This is a genomic window from Ruegeria marisflavi (genome assembly GCF_025673445.1).
Taxonomy (GTDB): domain Bacteria; phylum Pseudomonadota; class Alphaproteobacteria; order Rhodobacterales; family Rhodobacteraceae; genus Ruegeria_B; species Ruegeria_B marisflavi.
This window is the reverse complement of the sequence record NZ_JAOVQN010000020.1, coordinates 83273-98894: the sequence shown is the minus strand read 5'-3', so window position 1 is coordinate 98894 and position 15622 is coordinate 83273. Positions and strand designations below refer to the sequence as shown.

Sequence of the window (15622 nt, the reverse complement as noted above, 5' to 3'; positions counted from 1 at the left end):
GTGGGTCTGCTCATGCAGCACAGCTACCACGCTGGATTCACAAGATGAATCCCTCTCAGGATTTGTGCAACAGAGCCGTGCTGAACAGAAGGTCGCCGGCAGTGCGATGAACAGGCGGCAAGTATTCTCGCCCGTGATCTTCTTCGTTCTCAGTTTCGGACGAATCTCTCGGAGCGCCCATTGAGACTGCTTCGCGGTGCAAAAAGTCTTGGAACGGCTCCAAGCCCAAATCCTTTCCCTTTTCACCACACCCATCCCCTGGTTTCAGGCCGTGGGTTCGGAGGAGTTCTTCGGCAGCAGCAATTACCTCGGGTCCGTGTGCAACCTGACCCTCTCGGATAGCCTTCCACAGAGCGTCTTGTTGAAGAGCGTCCCGGTTTGCCTTCCTTGCCGCTTCCCTCTCGTCTTTGGTCTTGAGCGAGTAGAACAGTATCCCCGTATTGTTGTCCGGATAGTGTTTGCGGATTTCATCAGGCAAACGACGTCGGTAGTACCAAACGCCCCCTTGCTGCTTCTGATGAAGATACTTTGCCATGAGGACGAAGGCTCCCGATTCCATGACGACAACGGACATGCGTGTTACCCCTTGTGTCACCTCTGGGGCAACTGGGTAACCCGTAACGCATTGTTTCCATTAGGAAATGTGAGGGGAGAATGGTGCCCAGGAGAAGCCTGCTTGCCAAAAATCGAACCCGTGAAACTTTCACGTTCTCAATGACTTAGGTGATACTGCCTTCCCGAGCGTGGACCTGTGCGAGACCGTTTCGTGTACCCGCGAAGGTGAACCTAGCGGCAGGTTGTATTGGACGTCAAGGTTCCCGTGAACGCTGCCGTGAAGGCAAAGGCCAAGCATGGGTCTGCGCCCGCGACTTCTTGATCGCAGCTGGTGTGCCAACTCCGAATTACCTCGTAGGCGACTTCCTCGCTGAAAAGCTCGGGGCCGAGGCAGTGCAGACCCTCAAGGTGCGCGCACCTGATGGCACCATCCACCGCCTGATCGTCGTCCACGCAGAGGTGTGTAAGCGGCTGCTCATGCTGTTCACCAACGACATCACAACGACCGCCAACCTCGCCTTGAAAGGACTTTCCATGACCCTCAACATCAAATTCGAGGGTGGGCAGCCCTGTCTGGCCGAGGCGACCGATGCTGAGGTGGCTGCTTCCGCCCGCAGGATAGCTGCAGAGATGGCAGCCAAGGTCGAGGCACTCGATGAGGCGAACACCAAGGAGGTGGCCGCGCAGGAGGAACCTAAGGGGGAACCTGAGGTGCAGACCTACAGCTTCAACGGAATGGAGCTTCGGTCTGTGCAGCTAGACGGTGAGCCATGGTTCTTCGCTGGGGATGTTTGTAAATTACTGACCATAGCCAGTCCGACAAACGCAGTGAGGCATCTCGGTTCCGATGAGGTACAGAGGGTCGCTAGAGCCACCCTTTATCCGATGAAGGGTGGGACGCCACTCATCCTTATATCAGAGAGCGGCCTCTACAAGGTTATTACTCGCAGCGACAAGCCGCAGGCCAAGCCGTTCCAAGAGTGGGTCACCCGTGACGTCCTGCCCTCCATCCGCAAGACGGGCAGCTACAGCATGACCGATGGGGTCGAGGAGCAGCCGACCAAAGAGACCACCCCGGCACTCGTTGGGGAGATCATCGAGCCGAACCGCCAGCAGATCATCGAGGCAACCTTCACGGCCATGGTGAGGGGGCGCTTCGAGGAGAACATTCGGCGGGTGCAGCGGTTGCGCAAAGTGAAACTGTTGAGGTCGCTTAGGGATGGCCCTGCGGCGTCCAAGGGTGACGGGAGATCAACGCCCGCCGTATTTGATGTGGTCTATGATCTTAGCCTTTAGGAAACCCAAGAAAACCACCACAATTGCCATAAGTACGATGCCTACAGGTACCGAAACCCACAGTGGCCACCCTACAGATGCGACGAATGCTACCACAATGGCGATGCCGAGTAGGTTCCAAAACAAGTTCGACATCATATTCTACCTTTGGCTAATTACATTCGTCGTGGAACAACCATAGCCCGTCTGACAAACCACAAGGGCCGCTTTATTTCAACGCAAAAATCCGACAGCCAGAGATAGATAGAGAAGCCCCCGCTGTCCCCCCGTGGGGCACCCCCAACAACACCATTATCTCCACACACGGGAAATCTCCATTTATTCAATAAAAACAATATCTTGACAGGTATTTACGGGCACCCATATGAAGTAGGCACAACCCAAACAAAGGAACCTTTCTCATGATCATCTTCGCTTTCCGCCTCGGTCGTTTTGAGTTCGTTGCCCAGCGCGAAACCGCCCCTATCAGCACTGTGTTCAGCCGCCCAGCACCGGGAGAGGTTATCATCGACCTTCCGTGTGTCAGCTTGATGGTGACCAAACACAAAGCCCGAGCGGCGTAACGCATGGGTATACTCTCCCGTTACATGCGACACAGGCTTCGATGACGTAACATATGGCTTGATTAACCAATTATGTGACAGTAACGAAAAAGCAGATACTCTACCGTTACATCTTGGAGACCCAACCATGACAGCCAACCTCGAAGCACTGAGACAAACCGTTGAAGCCCGTGGAGGTGCCCTTATCGGATATGCAAGGGTATCCTCTGCGGGGCAGTCGCTTGAGGTTCAGACCTCCGCCTTGGAAAAGGCCGGGGTTGCCCAGCGTCACCTTTATGCCGAGAAGGCCACCGGAACGAAGCGCGAGGGGCGAGACCAGTTGGCGCATATGCTGCGCAGCCTGCGAAAAGGAGATTGCGTCGTCATCACTCGGCTTGATCGTTTGGCCCGCTCGACCAGCGACCTCCTGACCATTGCCAAGCAGGTAGAGGAGGCTGGGGCTGACCTCGTGGCGCTTGAACAGACCATCAACACCACCACGCCAGAGGGGCGGCTGTTCTTCACGATGGTTGCGGCCTTCGGGGAGTTCGAGACCGAGGTCAGGAAAGCTCGGCAGATGGAGGGCATTGCAGCGGCCAAGGCCAAGGGTGAAGACAGCCCGTTCAAGGGGAGGCCCGCCAGCATCGACCCGGAGGAGGTCAAGAAGCTACGAGATGAAGGCGTCGGACCTGCTGAGATTGCGCGTCGGCTGGGTATCAGTAGGCAGTCTGTCTACCGTCTAACCGGTGCCGGAAAGGCTGCATAGCCTGTCAAAGGCTACAGACCTACCCTTCTGACCCTGTGGCGTTGAAGCCTTGGGTGGAACTATCTGCAGGCACCTGACGTGGACCCTGAGTTTAAGTCAGGGTGTTCCTTGCGATGTCCCATGGAATTTCTTTGGCCTTCACCACCAATCTGATTGGAGGTCATGGCCGCGAAACCCCGCGAATGACGCTCTTTAGTATATGCGCTCTGGCCAAGGCCGCCTGCCTCGGAGTTGCGACTACGGAAACGTGACAAGGAACCCACAGCATAGCCCCAACCCCACCGCCAGCCCAACCCAGCCCAGTCCGACAACGCCAGTTCAACACCGCCCCCAGCCGACGATCAACAACCCAAGGACCAGCCCATGACGTTCCATACCGCTGACTTCGCCGCCACTGCCACCGCCGCCGCCCTGGCTACTGATACGCCTGCCCTCACGTCCACCGCCAAGCTGGCCATGGAGATCAACGACAAGCACCGCAAGGTGGTCACCCTCGGGCGCACCGCCAAGGAGACCGCTGCCGAGATCGGGGAGATGCTGATCGAGGTGAAGCAGGGGCTGGCCCACGGGGAGTTCATGCCGTGGGTCGAGGTGAACTGTTCGTTCAAGGACCGGGCCGCGAACAACTACATGAAGATCGCAAAGACCAAAATCGCACAGCCATGCGAATTTGCCCGATGCGAGAGCATCGCCGACGTGCTGGCCCTCGGGAAACCCAAGCCCAGCGCCAGCGAGGAAACCAAGCCCGAGCGCCGAGCAGCCACCCTCGACGACCTCCGCAAGGTGGAACGTCTGCGGGCACTGAGGGATGACCCAGCCTGCACCGAGAGCGAACGTGCCGCCTGCCAACGCAAGCTGGACGAGATCGAGAAGGAGATCGGGAAGGTGGACCCCGATGCACCGAAGACCAAGGACAAGGCATTCGCCCAGACCAACGCAGAGAAGATCACTGACATCCTACTCACCCGTAAGTTCGACAACGTCGATCCAATTGTCCGCAATTCAATCATCAAGGCGCTGGTGCATACCTACGGAGATCACCCGCAGCGTCTGCGCAACTTCCTCAAAGCCCTCGGCTGACATCCGCAGCCACATCGCGAAAAACTCAGCGACCTCCTTGGGGGTGCCCGTCACGGTGCCTCTGAGGGGGACAGGCTGCAACTCGCGGGCCTTGTTCGACTTCCGCAGCCAACAATCCGCCTCCGCACATGTAATGGGAAACCTAACGGGTCTCATTCTGGGCAGGTTGTCGAGCCGATTTTGCTGAACCTCCAAGGAACCCACAGCATAGCAATAGAAGAACCGTCTGCCGGTGGCCCATGCTTGCGGCGTTGTCAGCGTCAGGTGTCATTGCCATGCGGTTGGTAAGAGCGGCCCTGCCATCAGCATGTTCGTGGTGGGGTCGCAGCCGTTTTACGAGTTCGCGTGTCTTTCGAGGGGTGTAGTTCAATGGGTTTCGCCAAGTTGTGACAGTGATCTATCGCCCCTTTTTCGCCAACCCGTGACAACAGACCCAATGCCTTCGGCTGGGGAGACCAAGGAGATGACTACAGCTTCGCGAAAACTCTGAGCCTGAACCCCTCACGTCAAGCCCCAGCATACCCCCTCATCACCCGTTCGCATGCCCGTGAAGGTGCCCACCAGATTGTCCGAGTAGTTGCCCGTGAAGGTGCCCGCTCGGGTTCCATGTTCAAGGAGATGCGAAGGCAACATCTTCTCCTTGGTATTTCCAAGGCAAAGCCTGACTAAAGGTGCCCCTGTAGTTGCACCAGAGGTGAGCCGTTCGATTGGACCCGAACATGGGCCTCTGGATGACCTACAAGCTGATGCTAACGGTAATATCTCCTCCGTGGCGAAGCCATCGGAATGGGTCTGCCCAGCGATAGCGCCAAGTGAAGGTTACCTGCTGGTGCCCCGTTAATGAGTTGCCAGAGTATCTGGTCGACCCAGCACATGCCCTTCACGGTTCCCTCTACTTCCTGTCGGCTGAGAGCCGCCATGATGAAGTTTCCACCGATAACACCACCGACATGTGACCCTTAAGGTTCCCCTCTACGAGTGCGGAGGCGGATTAGCTTCCGGTTCCCCGTGAACGAGGCCCGTTTGGTTTTCCATTACATGTGCGGAGGCGGATTAGCCTTCGACACCCCGACCATCAACGAAAGTTACGACAATGCTTGACGCCACCTCTCCCGAGGTCATGGCGGTCGAGGAGATTTCATGCCCGGTCTGCGGTATTGAGTTCATCCCGCGCCGCTCAAACCAGCAATACTGCTCCCGCTGCTGCCAAAAGAATGCAACCCGTGGCGACCGCTACTTTGAGAACTTCGAGCGTTCCGAGGTTGAGGCAGCCCGTGCCCGCCACCTCATGGACATGCTTTACGGTGCCCCTCCAGGTGAACGCTTGGGCGTGATGAAGGACATCCTCTCCTTCGTTCCCTGCGACAGCGGCCTCAGGAACATCCTCACCCGGCCCGAACTGCTGAGGGATGCCCCCTTCTCCTCCAGTCGCGGCAGGATGAACATCGCCAAGGCTGCCGATGCCTACACCAAGATGTTTTTCGGGGTCTCGATCAGGACCTACGTCAAGGTTGCCCGAACGGGTGCCGAACTGCCGGAAGCTGAGGTGCGGTCAGCCACTGACACAGGCCCCGTGCCAAATCTCCGCAGGCGGCTCACGAAGAAGAAAGTTAGGTGCATCCACAGACCACTCCGTGAGGTGCCCTCAACGGTGACCGATGAAGACTACGACAGGGTCGCCAGCATCGTAGCTGAGGTGCAGGTTCGGGTTGATGCGCTGGCTGACAGCCGGGTCTCCTACGACGAGGAAGACTGCTATGACGATGCCCCGCCTGACGACCTGATTGACGGTCATGACGACGATGGTTTCGTCACGGTGACCACCGCCCCAGGTAACAGCAAGCGAGAGGCCCGAAGGAAGATCGCCCTCTCACAGGCCTGCTTCGATAGGGGCATAGGGATCGACAGTCCCGATGGTCAGGCCATTGCCCTCGCCATGGGCATCAACACTCTCTGACGCCAATCCCACCGCTCTACCTCAACGCGCCCCCGCAGGTTCCGCCTGTGGGGCCTCTCCCAATTCCACCTTCAACCAACAAGGAAATATCCGATGAAGCACACCAAATGGGTTCCTCCTCACGAATACTACAAAACCGGACGCGACCCGTTGCGGGGCAAGCGGCGGCTCACCAATGCAGAACACGGAAATGCCGTCCGTGACGAGATCGCCAAGTTGATGCCAGTTCGCGAGATCGCCGAGGCTGTCGGCAGCATGGCTGAGGCCATGGAAATCAGGTCGAACCCCACGGGCAAGTTTTCGACCATTCGCATCAGGGCTGACCTAATCGGCTTCCTCAAAGCCCTCCGCATCCGCCACCAGAGGAACACGGGCGACGACATCTCCCTCCCCAATATCGTGTCCCTGATGGCCCTGCACGGGATGCACGGTGTCCTTGAAATGCCCGAGTTCGCGCGGGTGTCGGTATGAGCAACAACAAGTTCACGCGACGACAACAGCAACGTCGCCATGCCGAAACCCTCAGGGCCACCTCCGAGCGCCTCTCTGCCCAGCTCCATGGCGGGCAACCGCTGGTGAAACCGGACGAGAGTACTGAGGATGCCTTTCAACGGCTGCTCAATGATGCCCTGAACGAGCGCGCGAAGTACCGGAGCATCGGTCAGCGTGTTGAGGACGAGGGCGGCGCATGAACAGCCGCCAACTCCGAAGCGCAGTCCTAGACCATGTCCAGCCCATCAAACTGATCTTGGCCGAGGAGAAAGCCAAGCCCCGGCCCGGTTCGGATGCCCATTGGGACAACCCCCATGCGCAGAAACCCCTAAGGCTGAACGGCAGTCCCGTTATCGTTGCCCTTATCGAAGTCCTTTGCGACCAGATGGCGGTAAATACAGGCACCCGTCCGCAAAAGACCGATGTACTGAACCGCCTGATTGTCGAGGGTCTCGCCGGATTGGCGAGAACCCCTGACTTCGCTGGTCTCTATCCTAAGCCCGAATGGCCTGAGGACACCGAGTAACCAGCCTCCCCCACACACCAAAAAGGAAAGACCGTATGCAAACGTCATACACACTGGATGCGTGGCCCCCGCATGGCCACCCTGACAACCAAGATACGCACCCTCAGGAAATCTGGAGGTGCCCTGAGCGCGGCTACCGGCTGATAGTTCCGACCAAAGTAGCCCACAACAAATTCACTTCGGCACCCGTTCTGATTTCCATTCAAGCGCCCAGAATTGGCCGTGAGGGGAACGACACTGGGTTCTGGTTCACGGTATCTGCCGCCCCCTCGAAAGGCGCGCTGTTCCTGCGCCTCCGTATCTTCCTCACACGCAACAAGGATAGCGATTGGCGTGGTCGCATCATTCCCGACGCCATTCTCCGGGAGCAGCGCATCCCCTCCGATCTCTTCTCAATCCTTAAGGCCCTCCCGCAGGACTTCACGCACCTCCTCGACTGGACCGTTGAAGACCTCCTCGACGAGGCCAAGGCGTTGGCAGAACACCATGGACGGCAACACGCCATCCTCCACCCCAACCACCACATCTCTCAATAAGGACACGACTATGTCGAACTGGATCACCGCAGCAGGCAACATCGAAGCCTCAACCTCCAACCTTGCCCCCGCCGAGCAAGATCACCATCAGACCCGAGCGCCTGCCTACGAGGTGGGACGAGGCGGCTACGAGGTCAGCAATGGGGAGTTGACCCACTCCACGGGCCACAACCACTCGTTCAAACCCAACGATGACGAAACGACTGGTCTGCTCTCAACCGTCCGCACCGAAGGCGGCAGTGTTGTCGTGGGCCGTACACCCAAGGGAAGCGACGTGATCATGTATCAGGGCATGGGCATCTCCCTGAACGTCGCCGCAACGATGGGCCTTGTGACCCGCAATCATGATGGCTCCTTTTCGGAGAAGCTGACCATCAGCGACCCGACTGCGAAGGCTAAGGCCCAGATGGCAACGGCTGAGGGCACCGACACGGGCACCAAAAACGACGCCCCTCAGGTGACTTTCGGGGAGGCTGGGGATGCCGCGATGGCTGACCTGATGGCCAACCAGATGCCGGGGAACCTGTTCAAGACCGTGGATAGCATTCTCCACACCGGCGACATGGATAAGGCCACAATCGAGCGGATGGCGTCCATGGCGGGCGTCGAACCATCCGAGATGGAAGCCAAGGTCGCGACCGTCTGGCAAGGAGCTTATGACGCCGCCACCGACTTCATGGCCGATGCGGGTATCGAGAACGGCGAAGCGTTTCAGGCATTCATTACCTCCGACACCATAAGGAAGGCCAACATGCTGGAAGCAGCGCGGAACTACTTCGTCCATCACAACACCGAGGGACTGCAGGCCATGGCCGACGCCTATCTGCCCCACATGGACCGTTACGAAGGTGCCCGCGTGAGAGAGTTGCTGACCGCTGCAGGCAAGCAATTCTCTGAGCGCCCTGGTGGTGGCCTCAACGTGATCGTCGATGGCCAGCAGGTCTCCTTCGAGGTCGCTGTCAAGCAGAAGCTGATTTCCTTCTCGCGCGGCTAACGCACCGCCCACAGTCCACCTTAACGCGCCCCTGTCGGTTCACCCGGCGGGGGCTTTTTCATGCCCGAAAGGCAGACATCATGACCAACACAAATCACGAGACCTCAGACGACTATGCTGCCGTCGTCGCCAACCTGACTGACGACCTCAGGGTCATCACCTGCAAGGGCGGCATTCAGTGGATACTCCAGAAGCGCGACAAAGGTTCTGCGGAGCGGCCTTGGGTTGCCAAGGGGTACTTCCGCACCCGGAAAGCCCTGATGCGGGTCGGCGCTGGCCTAGGAGCGCCCACCGACAAGCTGGAAGCCCTCCCGGCCACCTTCATTCCAACCAACTGAAACCTTCAAGGAACACACCCATGACCACCAAGACAATTCGCAACGGTATCGTCGTCAGCGAGGGCGACCCCAATCAAGTCAACCCCGGCTGCAACCAAATGGCCACCAATACCTTTGGCTCTGGTGCAGCCCCGAGCGCGGCTGAGAGGGCAGCGGAAGGTATGAAACGGTATGCCGACTATCAGAAGGAGAATGCTAGGGCGCTGGCGCTGGCCGAGGAGCGAGAAAAGGAGCGCCGGGAACAGGAATACATGCGCAAGCATCTCCGGCAGCAGCTGTCCCACAAGGACATCTACGGCTGATGCTATCGATACCCCTGTGGTTGCCCTTGCGGGTTGCTGCGGGGGTTTTATCTGTCGATCTCCGAAAAGGCGAAAAGGAATATACGATTTCGTCTTGAGGGCGTAAGAGGCCCGTGTCTCACGCGGGAGACAGAAAGCACGCACGGTTCGTTTCCCTAAAATTTCCAACCAGACCGCTTGGGAATTGGAGCGGGACAGGGAGCCGAAGCAAGAATCCGGATTCTACACGCACGAGTATATCAGCGCGTTGGGCACCCTCGATAACTGTCGCCTGCACGCGATCACCTTGGACGACCACGAGAACGAGACGTTCACGAAATTGCACGTGACCATCTACCCGGTGCCGCTCGAGAAGCTGAAGGAGACCGCGAAAGTCGACACCCTGTCCATCATCGGTGAAGAGGACGACAAGCCCGAAGAAGGCTGGATGAAGGACGAGATCGGGTCGATCCACTTCCACGGCGCGGACGAGTACAACCACGAGTCGAAGATTTTCGCCTCCGTGTTCCTGTCCCAAGACAAGTACGACGACCTCGTGCTGCCGGTTGACGCTGGATTGGCTCGACGCGGCACTGGCATCGTCAAACAGCGGTGCGCCGGTATAAAAAGCCAAAAGCGCCCGTTGTGAAGGCTCCAAGCCCTCGATAGTATCGCCAGAAAATAATAAATCGCAGAGCACTATGACCTTCAATTTTTCTATCCCCACCCCGGGTGAAGCTCTCGCAGTAGAGTTCGACCCAGGCGAGACTGTCATATTCGTCGGAGCGAACGGTGGCGGAAAAACGCGTCTCACAGTTCATATCGAAAATAACCTGAAAGATGCGGCACACCGCGTATCTGCACATCGTGCGCTTTCGATGAACCCTGAGGTTCAAAAAATCAGCGAAAGGCAAGCGCTCTCCGGGTTGCGATTTGGATACACCGGCGGCGCATCGAACGATGCTACAGTGCAACATAGGCGCAGCCACAGGTGGGGCAGTAAAGACGCGACCCATCTGCTGAATGATTTCGATTATCTCATCCAAGCGCTTTTTGCCGATCAGTCCAACACCTCTTTGAAAGCCTATCATCGGCATAAGCCGGGCGCAGATCAAAGCGAAGACAGCTTCGAGATCACCAAGTTCGACAAGCTTCTAGAAATCTGGAACCGCCTTCTTCCTCACCGTCAACTTATCATCTCCGGGGATAACATCACAGTTTCAGCCGGTGGCGTTGGTGGAACCTACCCTGCCTCCGATATGAGTGATGGGGAGAGAGCAATCTTCTACATGATAGGGCAAGCACTGGTTGCAGCGGAAGGAACGGTCTTGATCGTCGATGAACCAGAGCTTCATGTTCATCGCTCGATAATGGCGAAGCTTTGGGATGAAATAGAAGCCACTCGAAGGGATTGCGGATTTATTTATATTACTCACGACCTTGATTTCGCGGCAGCGCGATCCGCAAAAAAATATGTCATTCGAGATTTTTCACCTCAGCCCCACTGGGCGATTGAAGAGATTCCGGACAACACCGGATTCCCGGAAGAACTGGTCACGCTCATTCTAGGCAGTAGGCGTCCCATCCTCTTTGTAGAGGGCACGCATGATAGCCTTGACTACGCAATATACCGTGCATGCTATCCAGAATGGACGGTTGTTCCAAAGTCTTCTTGCTCCGAAGTAATCCATTCAGTGGTTTCAATGCGGGCCAATGCGAGTCTCACCCGGGTAACATGTTCTGGTATCGTGGACGGTGATGATTACAGCGATGAGGATGTCGCTTACTTTGAAGGCTTGGGGATCAAGGTCATTCCCGTATCGGAGGTCGAGAATCTTATCGCACTTCCAGTCGTTTGCTCCGCGATTGCCGAATCAGATGGCTTCACTGGTGCGGACTTGCAGAAAAAGCTCGATGACGTCTCCAATGGAATATTCGGTTTACTCGATAATGATGAAAAGATTGACAAGGTGGTCACCCGCCATTGCCAAAGGCGCATTGATCGAATGCTGAAGCAGCTCGATTTCTCAGGCTCAACATCGAGTGATGAACTAATTCGGGAATACAATATTCGCACTGAAAATCTGGATATTTCTGGGATCGTAGAAGCTCGAACACGAGAGATTAGGGCCGCCATAGAGCAGAAAGACTTGGCGGCACTTCTGCGCTATTACGACAATAAAAGAGGGATCACCGCAACCTTGGCGTCAGTTTTGAAAGGGACCAGAAGGGAAAACTTTGAATCGTGGGTTATCAGAGTTCTTGCGGCAAATAGCTCAAGCGGCATAGCAAACGCAGTGAAGAGCGTTCTTCCAGCTATCGAGCCTCGGTAGCTCGAGTCCGTTCTTTCCGCACACCTGACCTCCGACGGCACCCGCAGGACGCATGCGCAGCGAAAGTCCGGTTCGACGGGCCGCGCCGCCGCATGCTCGGTATCGCTTCAACGGCAGGTCAGGGCTGCTCGCATCGTTTCACGCAGGATAACCGAAAGTCGGGAAAGTCCCGCAACCCGGTCGTTGCGACCTTTTGCCGAAAGTTCGCTGCTGGTTGAAACCGCCGTTGAGGTGGGCCTGTTTATAGGTGCTGACCCTAGGATGCTAGCAACGCTGACAAAACCGGGTCAACCGCAGGACTAGGTATTTGCATTCTCCACTGCCTCCAACGCCCTCAGGGCAACCGCTAGCAGCCCCTCCTCGCCCCCGTAAGTCTCCCCTATGTTGGCCGGAGCATGACCGAGGACGATGTCCTGAGACGCCTTGTCCACCCCAGCCTTTCGCATCTGGTCCTTGAGGCCGTGGCGCAGGGAATGGACCTTGTGACGCTTGTCGGTAGTGAACCCTCGCAGGTGCTTCATCAGGACAGCAGATGCCGCGTCAGCGCCGCGCTCACGGGCATAGCGGGGGAACAGGTTGGGTTGACCCTCTGCGGCCTTTACGGCCTCCCGCGCCGCCTCCAGAGCATCCCCGAGCAGGGGAACCGAGCGGATACTTGACAGGGTCTTGAGACGCCGCCCCTCGTGCCACCGGATGCGGATACACGGTGTCTGACCGCCAAGTTCAACGTCCTCCATCCGAAGACCCGTGACCTCGCCTAGGCGGCAGCCCGTCCCGGTGAGAATGCGCCAGATCAACTGGAGTTCGCCCGACAGCTTGGACCGCATGGCCGAAACGATCTTCGCCGGGAGGGGTTCCACCTTCTCGCGAGCCGCAACCCGCGCCCCCGTTGCCGCAGAAAGCCCCTCAATAGGCAGACGGTCGAAGGGGTTGTCGAAGTTCAGGAGACCAAGCTCTAACGCACCGTAGGAAATCACTGTCCGCAACAACCCCAGCTCTCGCTTCACCGATGCGGGCGAGACGCGGCCTTCGCCCCCGAGCTTCTCACGAGAGAGCATGTGGTCGCGCACCTTGCGTGCATGTTCGCGGGTCAGCTTGGGCAGTGGCGTAGTTGCTGGCATGCCCGCGTCTTCGGCATGGCGCATGACCCGTTCCAGTCGAACCAATGTGCCCCGATGCTCCGAGCCGACGCCGCCCCCAAGTTTCTCCTTCACGTAAACCTCACGGGCATCTTCAACGGTGAACGCGGGGGGAGACCGCAGAGGGTCCATTAGGGCCTGAACCACCAAAGGCGACCTACCTAGCGAAGCCAAGCTCTCCGCCAAAAGTTCCCGAGAGTGTTCAGGGATGAAATCGTCTGAGCTTGGGTCATCACCGGCACCGCCCGCACCAAAGACACCCGATGCCAATTCATCAGCTTCCCTGATGGCTTCTTCCCACGCTGCCCGAGGGGTCAACTTCTTACGGGGAGACTTGGCAGCGGCGACCTCCTTCTCGAACTCAGCTTCAACAAGCGCGTACTTGCGTAAGAGGTCAGCATCAGACCGAGCCTTGATCACCCGCTTCCACTCACCCTTGCCCAGTGCCATTTTGGCTGATTCTGGGACGCGCCGCCGGTATTCCCAGCGACCCTGACCTAGCTCGGAGAGACCTCTCAACTTCATCACGAAACCCATATGTGGACCCCTTGTGGACCTGAATGTGGACCCGAGGAGGCAGCTATGCGCCTGTTTTCGTTGAGACTATGGGGGATTTCAAGATACGATTGGTGCCCAGGAGAGGACTCGAACCTCCACGACCTTGCGGTCACTGGCACCTGAAGCCAGCGCGTCTACCAATTCCGCCACCTGGGCAGGTGTCGTGAGGCGCCGTTTAAGCCGAGGCGCGGGGGGCGTCAACCGGATTTTGCGGCTGGTGTGAAAGTTTTTTGCGATGGCCGGGCGGCGGGTTGCGGATTGTGGGGATTTGTTGGGGAAACAGGGGGCTTGGCGGGTACGCGCGGCACTATTGCGCCTTGTTTGCCCGCCCGCGCGAGGGTAGATCGGATCAAGACCCAAAGTCAGCAGGAGCCTTCTCATGTCGAAACTGGTCACGATCTATGGAGGATCGGGTTTTGTCGGGCGCTATATCGCGCGGCGCATGGCGAAAGAGGGGTGGCGCGTGCGCGTTGCGGTGCGTCGGCCGAACGAGGCGATGCATGTAAGGCCCTATGGCGCGGTGGGCCAGGTCGAGCCGGTGCTGTGCAATGTCCGCGACGATCAGTCGGTGGCGCAGGCGATGCGCGGGGCGGATGCGGTGATCAACTGTGTCGGCGTGCTGAACGACCTGGGCAAGAACGGGTTCGAGGCGGTGCAGGCCGAGGGCGCGGAGCGAATCGCGCGATTGTCGGCCGAGCAGGGTGTGGCGCGTGTGGTTCATGTCTCGGCCATCGGGGCAGATGCCGACAGCGACAGCGCCTATGCCCGGAGCAAGGCCGAGGGCGAGGCGGGCGTTCTGCGGCACCGCCCGGATGCGGTGATCCTGCGGCCGTCGGTGATTTTCGGGACCGAGGACCAGTTCTTTAACCGGTTTGCGGGCATGACCCGGTTCGGGCCGGTGCTGGCCATCGTCGGCGCCGATACGAAGTTCCAGCCGGTCTATGTCGATGACGTGGCGCGGGCGGCGGTCAAGGGCGCGCTGGGCCAGGCGGCGCCGGGCGTGTACGAGTTGGGCGGGCCGGATGTCGAAACCTTCCGCGCGCTGATGCAGCGGATGCTGGGCGTGATCCATCGCAAGCGCATCATCGTCGGGCTGCCCTTTTTCGTGGCGCGGATCATGGCCGGGATGCTGGATCTGGCGAAATTCGTCAGCTTTCAGCTGTTCCCGAACAATATCCTGACGCGCGATCAGCTGAAGAACCTGCGCCGCGACAATGTAGTGAGCGAAGGCGCCAAGGGGTTTGCGGATCTGGGCATCGTGCCCGAGACGATGGAGGCGGTCCTGCCCGGTTTTCTGTGGAAGTTCCGCCCCAATGGCCAGTACGACGAGATCCAGGCCTCGGCGCGCAATCTGCGCGCCTAGGTATAGGCGATCACCAGAAGCACCAGCCCCAGCGCCACGCGGTAGATGACGTAGGGCGTGAAGCTGACCGAGCGCAAGAGGCGCATCATCAGGCTGAGCGCCAGCAGGGCCGAGACAAAGGCGAAAGCGGCGGCGATGGCGCCGTCGCGCGCGGTCTGGGCATCGGCGGTCACCGCCACTTCGGCCCCCAAGAGCACGCCAGAGGCGATGATCGTCGGGATCGACATCAGCATCGAGATGCGGGCGGCATCGCCGCGCGTGTATCCCAGCCGCCGGGCGCCGGTGATGGTGATACCCGAGCGCGAGGTGCCGGGAATCAGCGCCAGAACCTGCCAGAGCCCCATGACCAGCGCGTCGCGAATGCCCCAGTCGGCCGTGTGTTTCTGTTGCGGGCCGGTGCGATCCGCCCACCACAACACCAACCCGAAGCCCAGCATCGTCCAGCCGATCACGGCGACCGAGCGCAAGGCATCGCTGAGCCCGGTGAAGTGCAGCAGCGCGCCCGCGATCACAGTGGGAATAGTGGCCACGATTAGCCCCATGGCCAGCCGGGCGCCCGGCGTGTCGGTCTTGCCCGTCAGCGCGCGCGGCAGGCCGGAGAGGCAGTCGCGCACATCGGCCCAGAAATAGAAGACCACGGCGCAGAGCGTGCCGACGTGAACCGCGACGTCGATGGTCTGTCCCTGGTCCTGCATGCCGGAGAGCTGCGGCAGCAGAATCAGGTGACCCGAAGAGGAGACCGGCAGGAACTCGGTAATGCCCTGGATGAGCGCCACGAGAATCAGTTGGAGAAGGGGCATGGCCGATGGAAATCCGCGTGAAACAGGTTGCTTGCCGGGTATAACTGGCCCTTGGAAAAAGGAAAG

18 protein-coding genes and 1 tRNA gene are annotated in these 15622 nt (G+C 58.7%); 15 read left to right on the top strand and 4 right to left on the bottom strand.

Annotated features, from left to right (window positions below; genetic code table 11):
• Positions 1-55 precede the first annotated feature (55 nt).
• A complete protein-coding gene (locus OEZ49_RS18015; protein WP_263389607.1) occupies positions 56-574 on the bottom strand; it encodes a DUF6538 domain-containing protein in 519 nt (172 codons plus the stop codon).
• Between the two features lie 299 nt (positions 575-873).
• Between OEZ49_RS18015 and OEZ49_RS18010 the strand changes: the two genes are divergently transcribed.
• The 14 genes from OEZ49_RS18010 to OEZ49_RS17945 all read left to right on the top strand — a co-directional run bounded on the left by OEZ49_RS18010 (position 874) and on the right by OEZ49_RS17945 (position 11696).
• Positions 874-1851, top strand: coding sequence for a BRO-N domain-containing protein (locus OEZ49_RS18010; RefSeq protein WP_263389606.1), 978 nt, complete (start codon positions 874-876; stop codon positions 1849-1851).
• Positions 1852-2252: 401 nt separating this feature from the next.
• Complete coding sequence (locus OEZ49_RS18005; protein WP_263389605.1) at positions 2253-2414, top strand: hypothetical protein; 162 nt, start codon at positions 2253-2255, stop codon at positions 2412-2414.
• A 127-nt stretch (positions 2415-2541) separates the two neighbouring features.
• Positions 2542-3159: a recombinase family protein gene (locus tag OEZ49_RS18000; RefSeq protein WP_263389604.1), complete on the top strand. Its 618-nt coding sequence runs from the start codon at positions 2542-2544 to the stop codon at positions 3157-3159.
• A 363-nt stretch (positions 3160-3522) separates the two neighbouring features.
• A complete protein-coding gene (locus tag OEZ49_RS17995) occupies positions 3523-4239 on the top strand; it encodes a DUF3102 domain-containing protein (protein WP_263389603.1) in 717 nt (238 codons plus the stop codon).
• A gap of 1093 nt (positions 4240-5332) precedes the next feature.
• A complete protein-coding gene (locus OEZ49_RS17990) occupies positions 5333-6196 on the top strand; it encodes a hypothetical protein (protein WP_263389602.1) in 864 nt (287 codons plus the stop codon).
• A gap of 93 nt (positions 6197-6289) precedes the next feature.
• Positions 6290-6667, top strand: coding sequence for a hypothetical protein (locus tag OEZ49_RS17985; RefSeq protein ID WP_263389601.1), 378 nt, complete (start codon positions 6290-6292; stop codon positions 6665-6667).
• On the top strand, positions 6664-6888 hold the full coding sequence (locus tag OEZ49_RS17980) for a hypothetical protein (protein ID WP_263389600.1): 225 nt from the start codon (positions 6664-6666) through the stop codon (positions 6886-6888). The genes OEZ49_RS17985 and OEZ49_RS17980 overlap by 4 nt, the downstream gene beginning before the upstream one ends.
• Complete coding sequence (locus tag OEZ49_RS17975; RefSeq protein ID WP_263389599.1) at positions 6885-7214, top strand: hypothetical protein; 330 nt, start codon at positions 6885-6887, stop codon at positions 7212-7214. Before OEZ49_RS17980 ends, OEZ49_RS17975 begins: the two co-directional genes overlap by 4 nt.
• Positions 7215-7249: 35 nt before the next feature.
• The gene (locus OEZ49_RS17970; RefSeq protein ID WP_263389598.1) at positions 7250-7750 is read left to right on the top strand and encodes a hypothetical protein; all 501 of its coding nucleotides are present in this window, start codon (positions 7250-7252) and stop codon (positions 7748-7750) included.
• A gap of 10 nt (positions 7751-7760) precedes the next feature.
• A complete protein-coding gene (locus OEZ49_RS17965) occupies positions 7761-8744 on the top strand; it encodes a hypothetical protein (protein ID WP_263389597.1) in 984 nt (327 codons plus the stop codon).
• An 80-nt stretch (positions 8745-8824) separates the two neighbouring features.
• Positions 8825-9082 (top strand): hypothetical protein, encoded by a 258-nt coding sequence (locus OEZ49_RS17960; RefSeq protein WP_263389596.1) that lies wholly within the window; start codon positions 8825-8827, stop codon positions 9080-9082.
• A gap of 20 nt (positions 9083-9102) precedes the next feature.
• Positions 9103-9384: a hypothetical protein gene (locus OEZ49_RS17955; RefSeq protein WP_263389595.1), complete on the top strand. Its 282-nt coding sequence runs from the start codon at positions 9103-9105 to the stop codon at positions 9382-9384.
• Positions 9385-9631: 247 nt separating this feature from the next.
• Positions 9632-10012 (top strand): hypothetical protein, encoded by a 381-nt coding sequence (locus OEZ49_RS17950; RefSeq protein WP_263389594.1) that lies wholly within the window; start codon positions 9632-9634, stop codon positions 10010-10012.
• Positions 10013-10064: 52 nt separating this feature from the next.
• Entirely contained in the window at positions 10065-11696 is a 1632-nt protein-coding gene (locus OEZ49_RS17945; protein WP_263389593.1) for an ATP-binding protein, read from the top strand.
• 299 nt (positions 11697-11995) lie between these two features.
• Here the strand turns inward: OEZ49_RS17945 and OEZ49_RS17940 are convergent, their stop codons facing one another.
• On the bottom strand, positions 11996-12910 hold the full coding sequence (locus OEZ49_RS17940; RefSeq protein ID WP_263389592.1) for a tyrosine-type recombinase/integrase: 915 nt from the start codon (positions 12908-12910) through the stop codon (positions 11996-11998).
• Between the two features lie 552 nt (positions 12911-13462).
• A tRNA-Leu gene (locus OEZ49_RS17935) sits at positions 13463-13549 on the bottom strand.
• Between the two features lie 223 nt (positions 13550-13772).
• Between OEZ49_RS17935 and OEZ49_RS17930 the strand changes: the two genes are divergently transcribed.
• Positions 13773-14756 carry a complex I NDUFA9 subunit family protein gene (locus OEZ49_RS17930; protein WP_263389591.1) on the top strand — a complete coding sequence of 328 codons (984 nt, stop codon included), beginning with the start codon at positions 13773-13775 and terminating at the stop codon, positions 14754-14756.
• Here the strand turns inward: OEZ49_RS17930 and OEZ49_RS17925 are convergent.
• The gene (locus OEZ49_RS17925; RefSeq protein ID WP_263389590.1) at positions 14753-15556 is read right to left on the bottom strand and encodes an undecaprenyl-diphosphate phosphatase; all 804 of its coding nucleotides are present in this window, start codon (positions 15554-15556) and stop codon (positions 14753-14755) included. The genes OEZ49_RS17930 and OEZ49_RS17925 overlap by 4 nt on opposite strands.
• Between the last annotated feature and the right edge of the window lie 66 nt (positions 15557-15622).

Excerpts from the sequence above, each read along its gene's own strand:
- OEZ49_RS18015 (WP_263389607.1), bottom strand. The coding sequence starts at position 574 with ATGTCCGTTGTCGTCATGGAATCGGGAGCCTTCGTCCTCATGGCAAAG.
- OEZ49_RS18005 (WP_263389605.1), top strand. The coding sequence starts at position 2,253 with ATGATCATCTTCGCTTTCCGCCTCGGTCGTTTTGAGTTCGTTGCCCAG.
- OEZ49_RS18000 (WP_263389604.1), top strand. The coding sequence starts at position 2,542 with ATGACAGCCAACCTCGAAGCACTGAGACAAACCGTTGAAGCCCGTGGA.
- OEZ49_RS17995 (WP_263389603.1), top strand. The coding sequence starts at position 3,523 with ATGACGTTCCATACCGCTGACTTCGCCGCCACTGCCACCGCCGCCGCC.
- OEZ49_RS17990 (WP_263389602.1), top strand. The coding sequence starts at position 5,333 with ATGCTTGACGCCACCTCTCCCGAGGTCATGGCGGTCGAGGAGATTTCA.
- OEZ49_RS17985 (WP_263389601.1), top strand. The coding sequence starts at position 6,290 with ATGAAGCACACCAAATGGGTTCCTCCTCACGAATACTACAAAACCGGA.
- OEZ49_RS17980 (WP_263389600.1), top strand. The coding sequence starts at position 6,664 with ATGAGCAACAACAAGTTCACGCGACGACAACAGCAACGTCGCCATGCC.
- OEZ49_RS17975 (WP_263389599.1), top strand. The coding sequence starts at position 6,885 with ATGAACAGCCGCCAACTCCGAAGCGCAGTCCTAGACCATGTCCAGCCC.
- OEZ49_RS17970 (WP_263389598.1), top strand. The coding sequence starts at position 7,250 with ATGCAAACGTCATACACACTGGATGCGTGGCCCCCGCATGGCCACCCT.
- OEZ49_RS17965 (WP_263389597.1), top strand. The coding sequence starts at position 7,761 with ATGTCGAACTGGATCACCGCAGCAGGCAACATCGAAGCCTCAACCTCC.
- OEZ49_RS17960 (WP_263389596.1), top strand. The coding sequence starts at position 8,825 with ATGACCAACACAAATCACGAGACCTCAGACGACTATGCTGCCGTCGTC.
- OEZ49_RS17955 (WP_263389595.1), top strand. The coding sequence starts at position 9,103 with ATGACCACCAAGACAATTCGCAACGGTATCGTCGTCAGCGAGGGCGAC.
- OEZ49_RS17945 (WP_263389593.1), top strand. The coding sequence starts at position 10,065 with ATGACCTTCAATTTTTCTATCCCCACCCCGGGTGAAGCTCTCGCAGTA.
- OEZ49_RS17930 (WP_263389591.1), top strand. The coding sequence starts at position 13,773 with ATGTCGAAACTGGTCACGATCTATGGAGGATCGGGTTTTGTCGGGCGC.
- OEZ49_RS17925 (WP_263389590.1), bottom strand. The coding sequence starts at position 15,556 with ATGCCCCTTCTCCAACTGATTCTCGTGGCGCTCATCCAGGGCATTACC.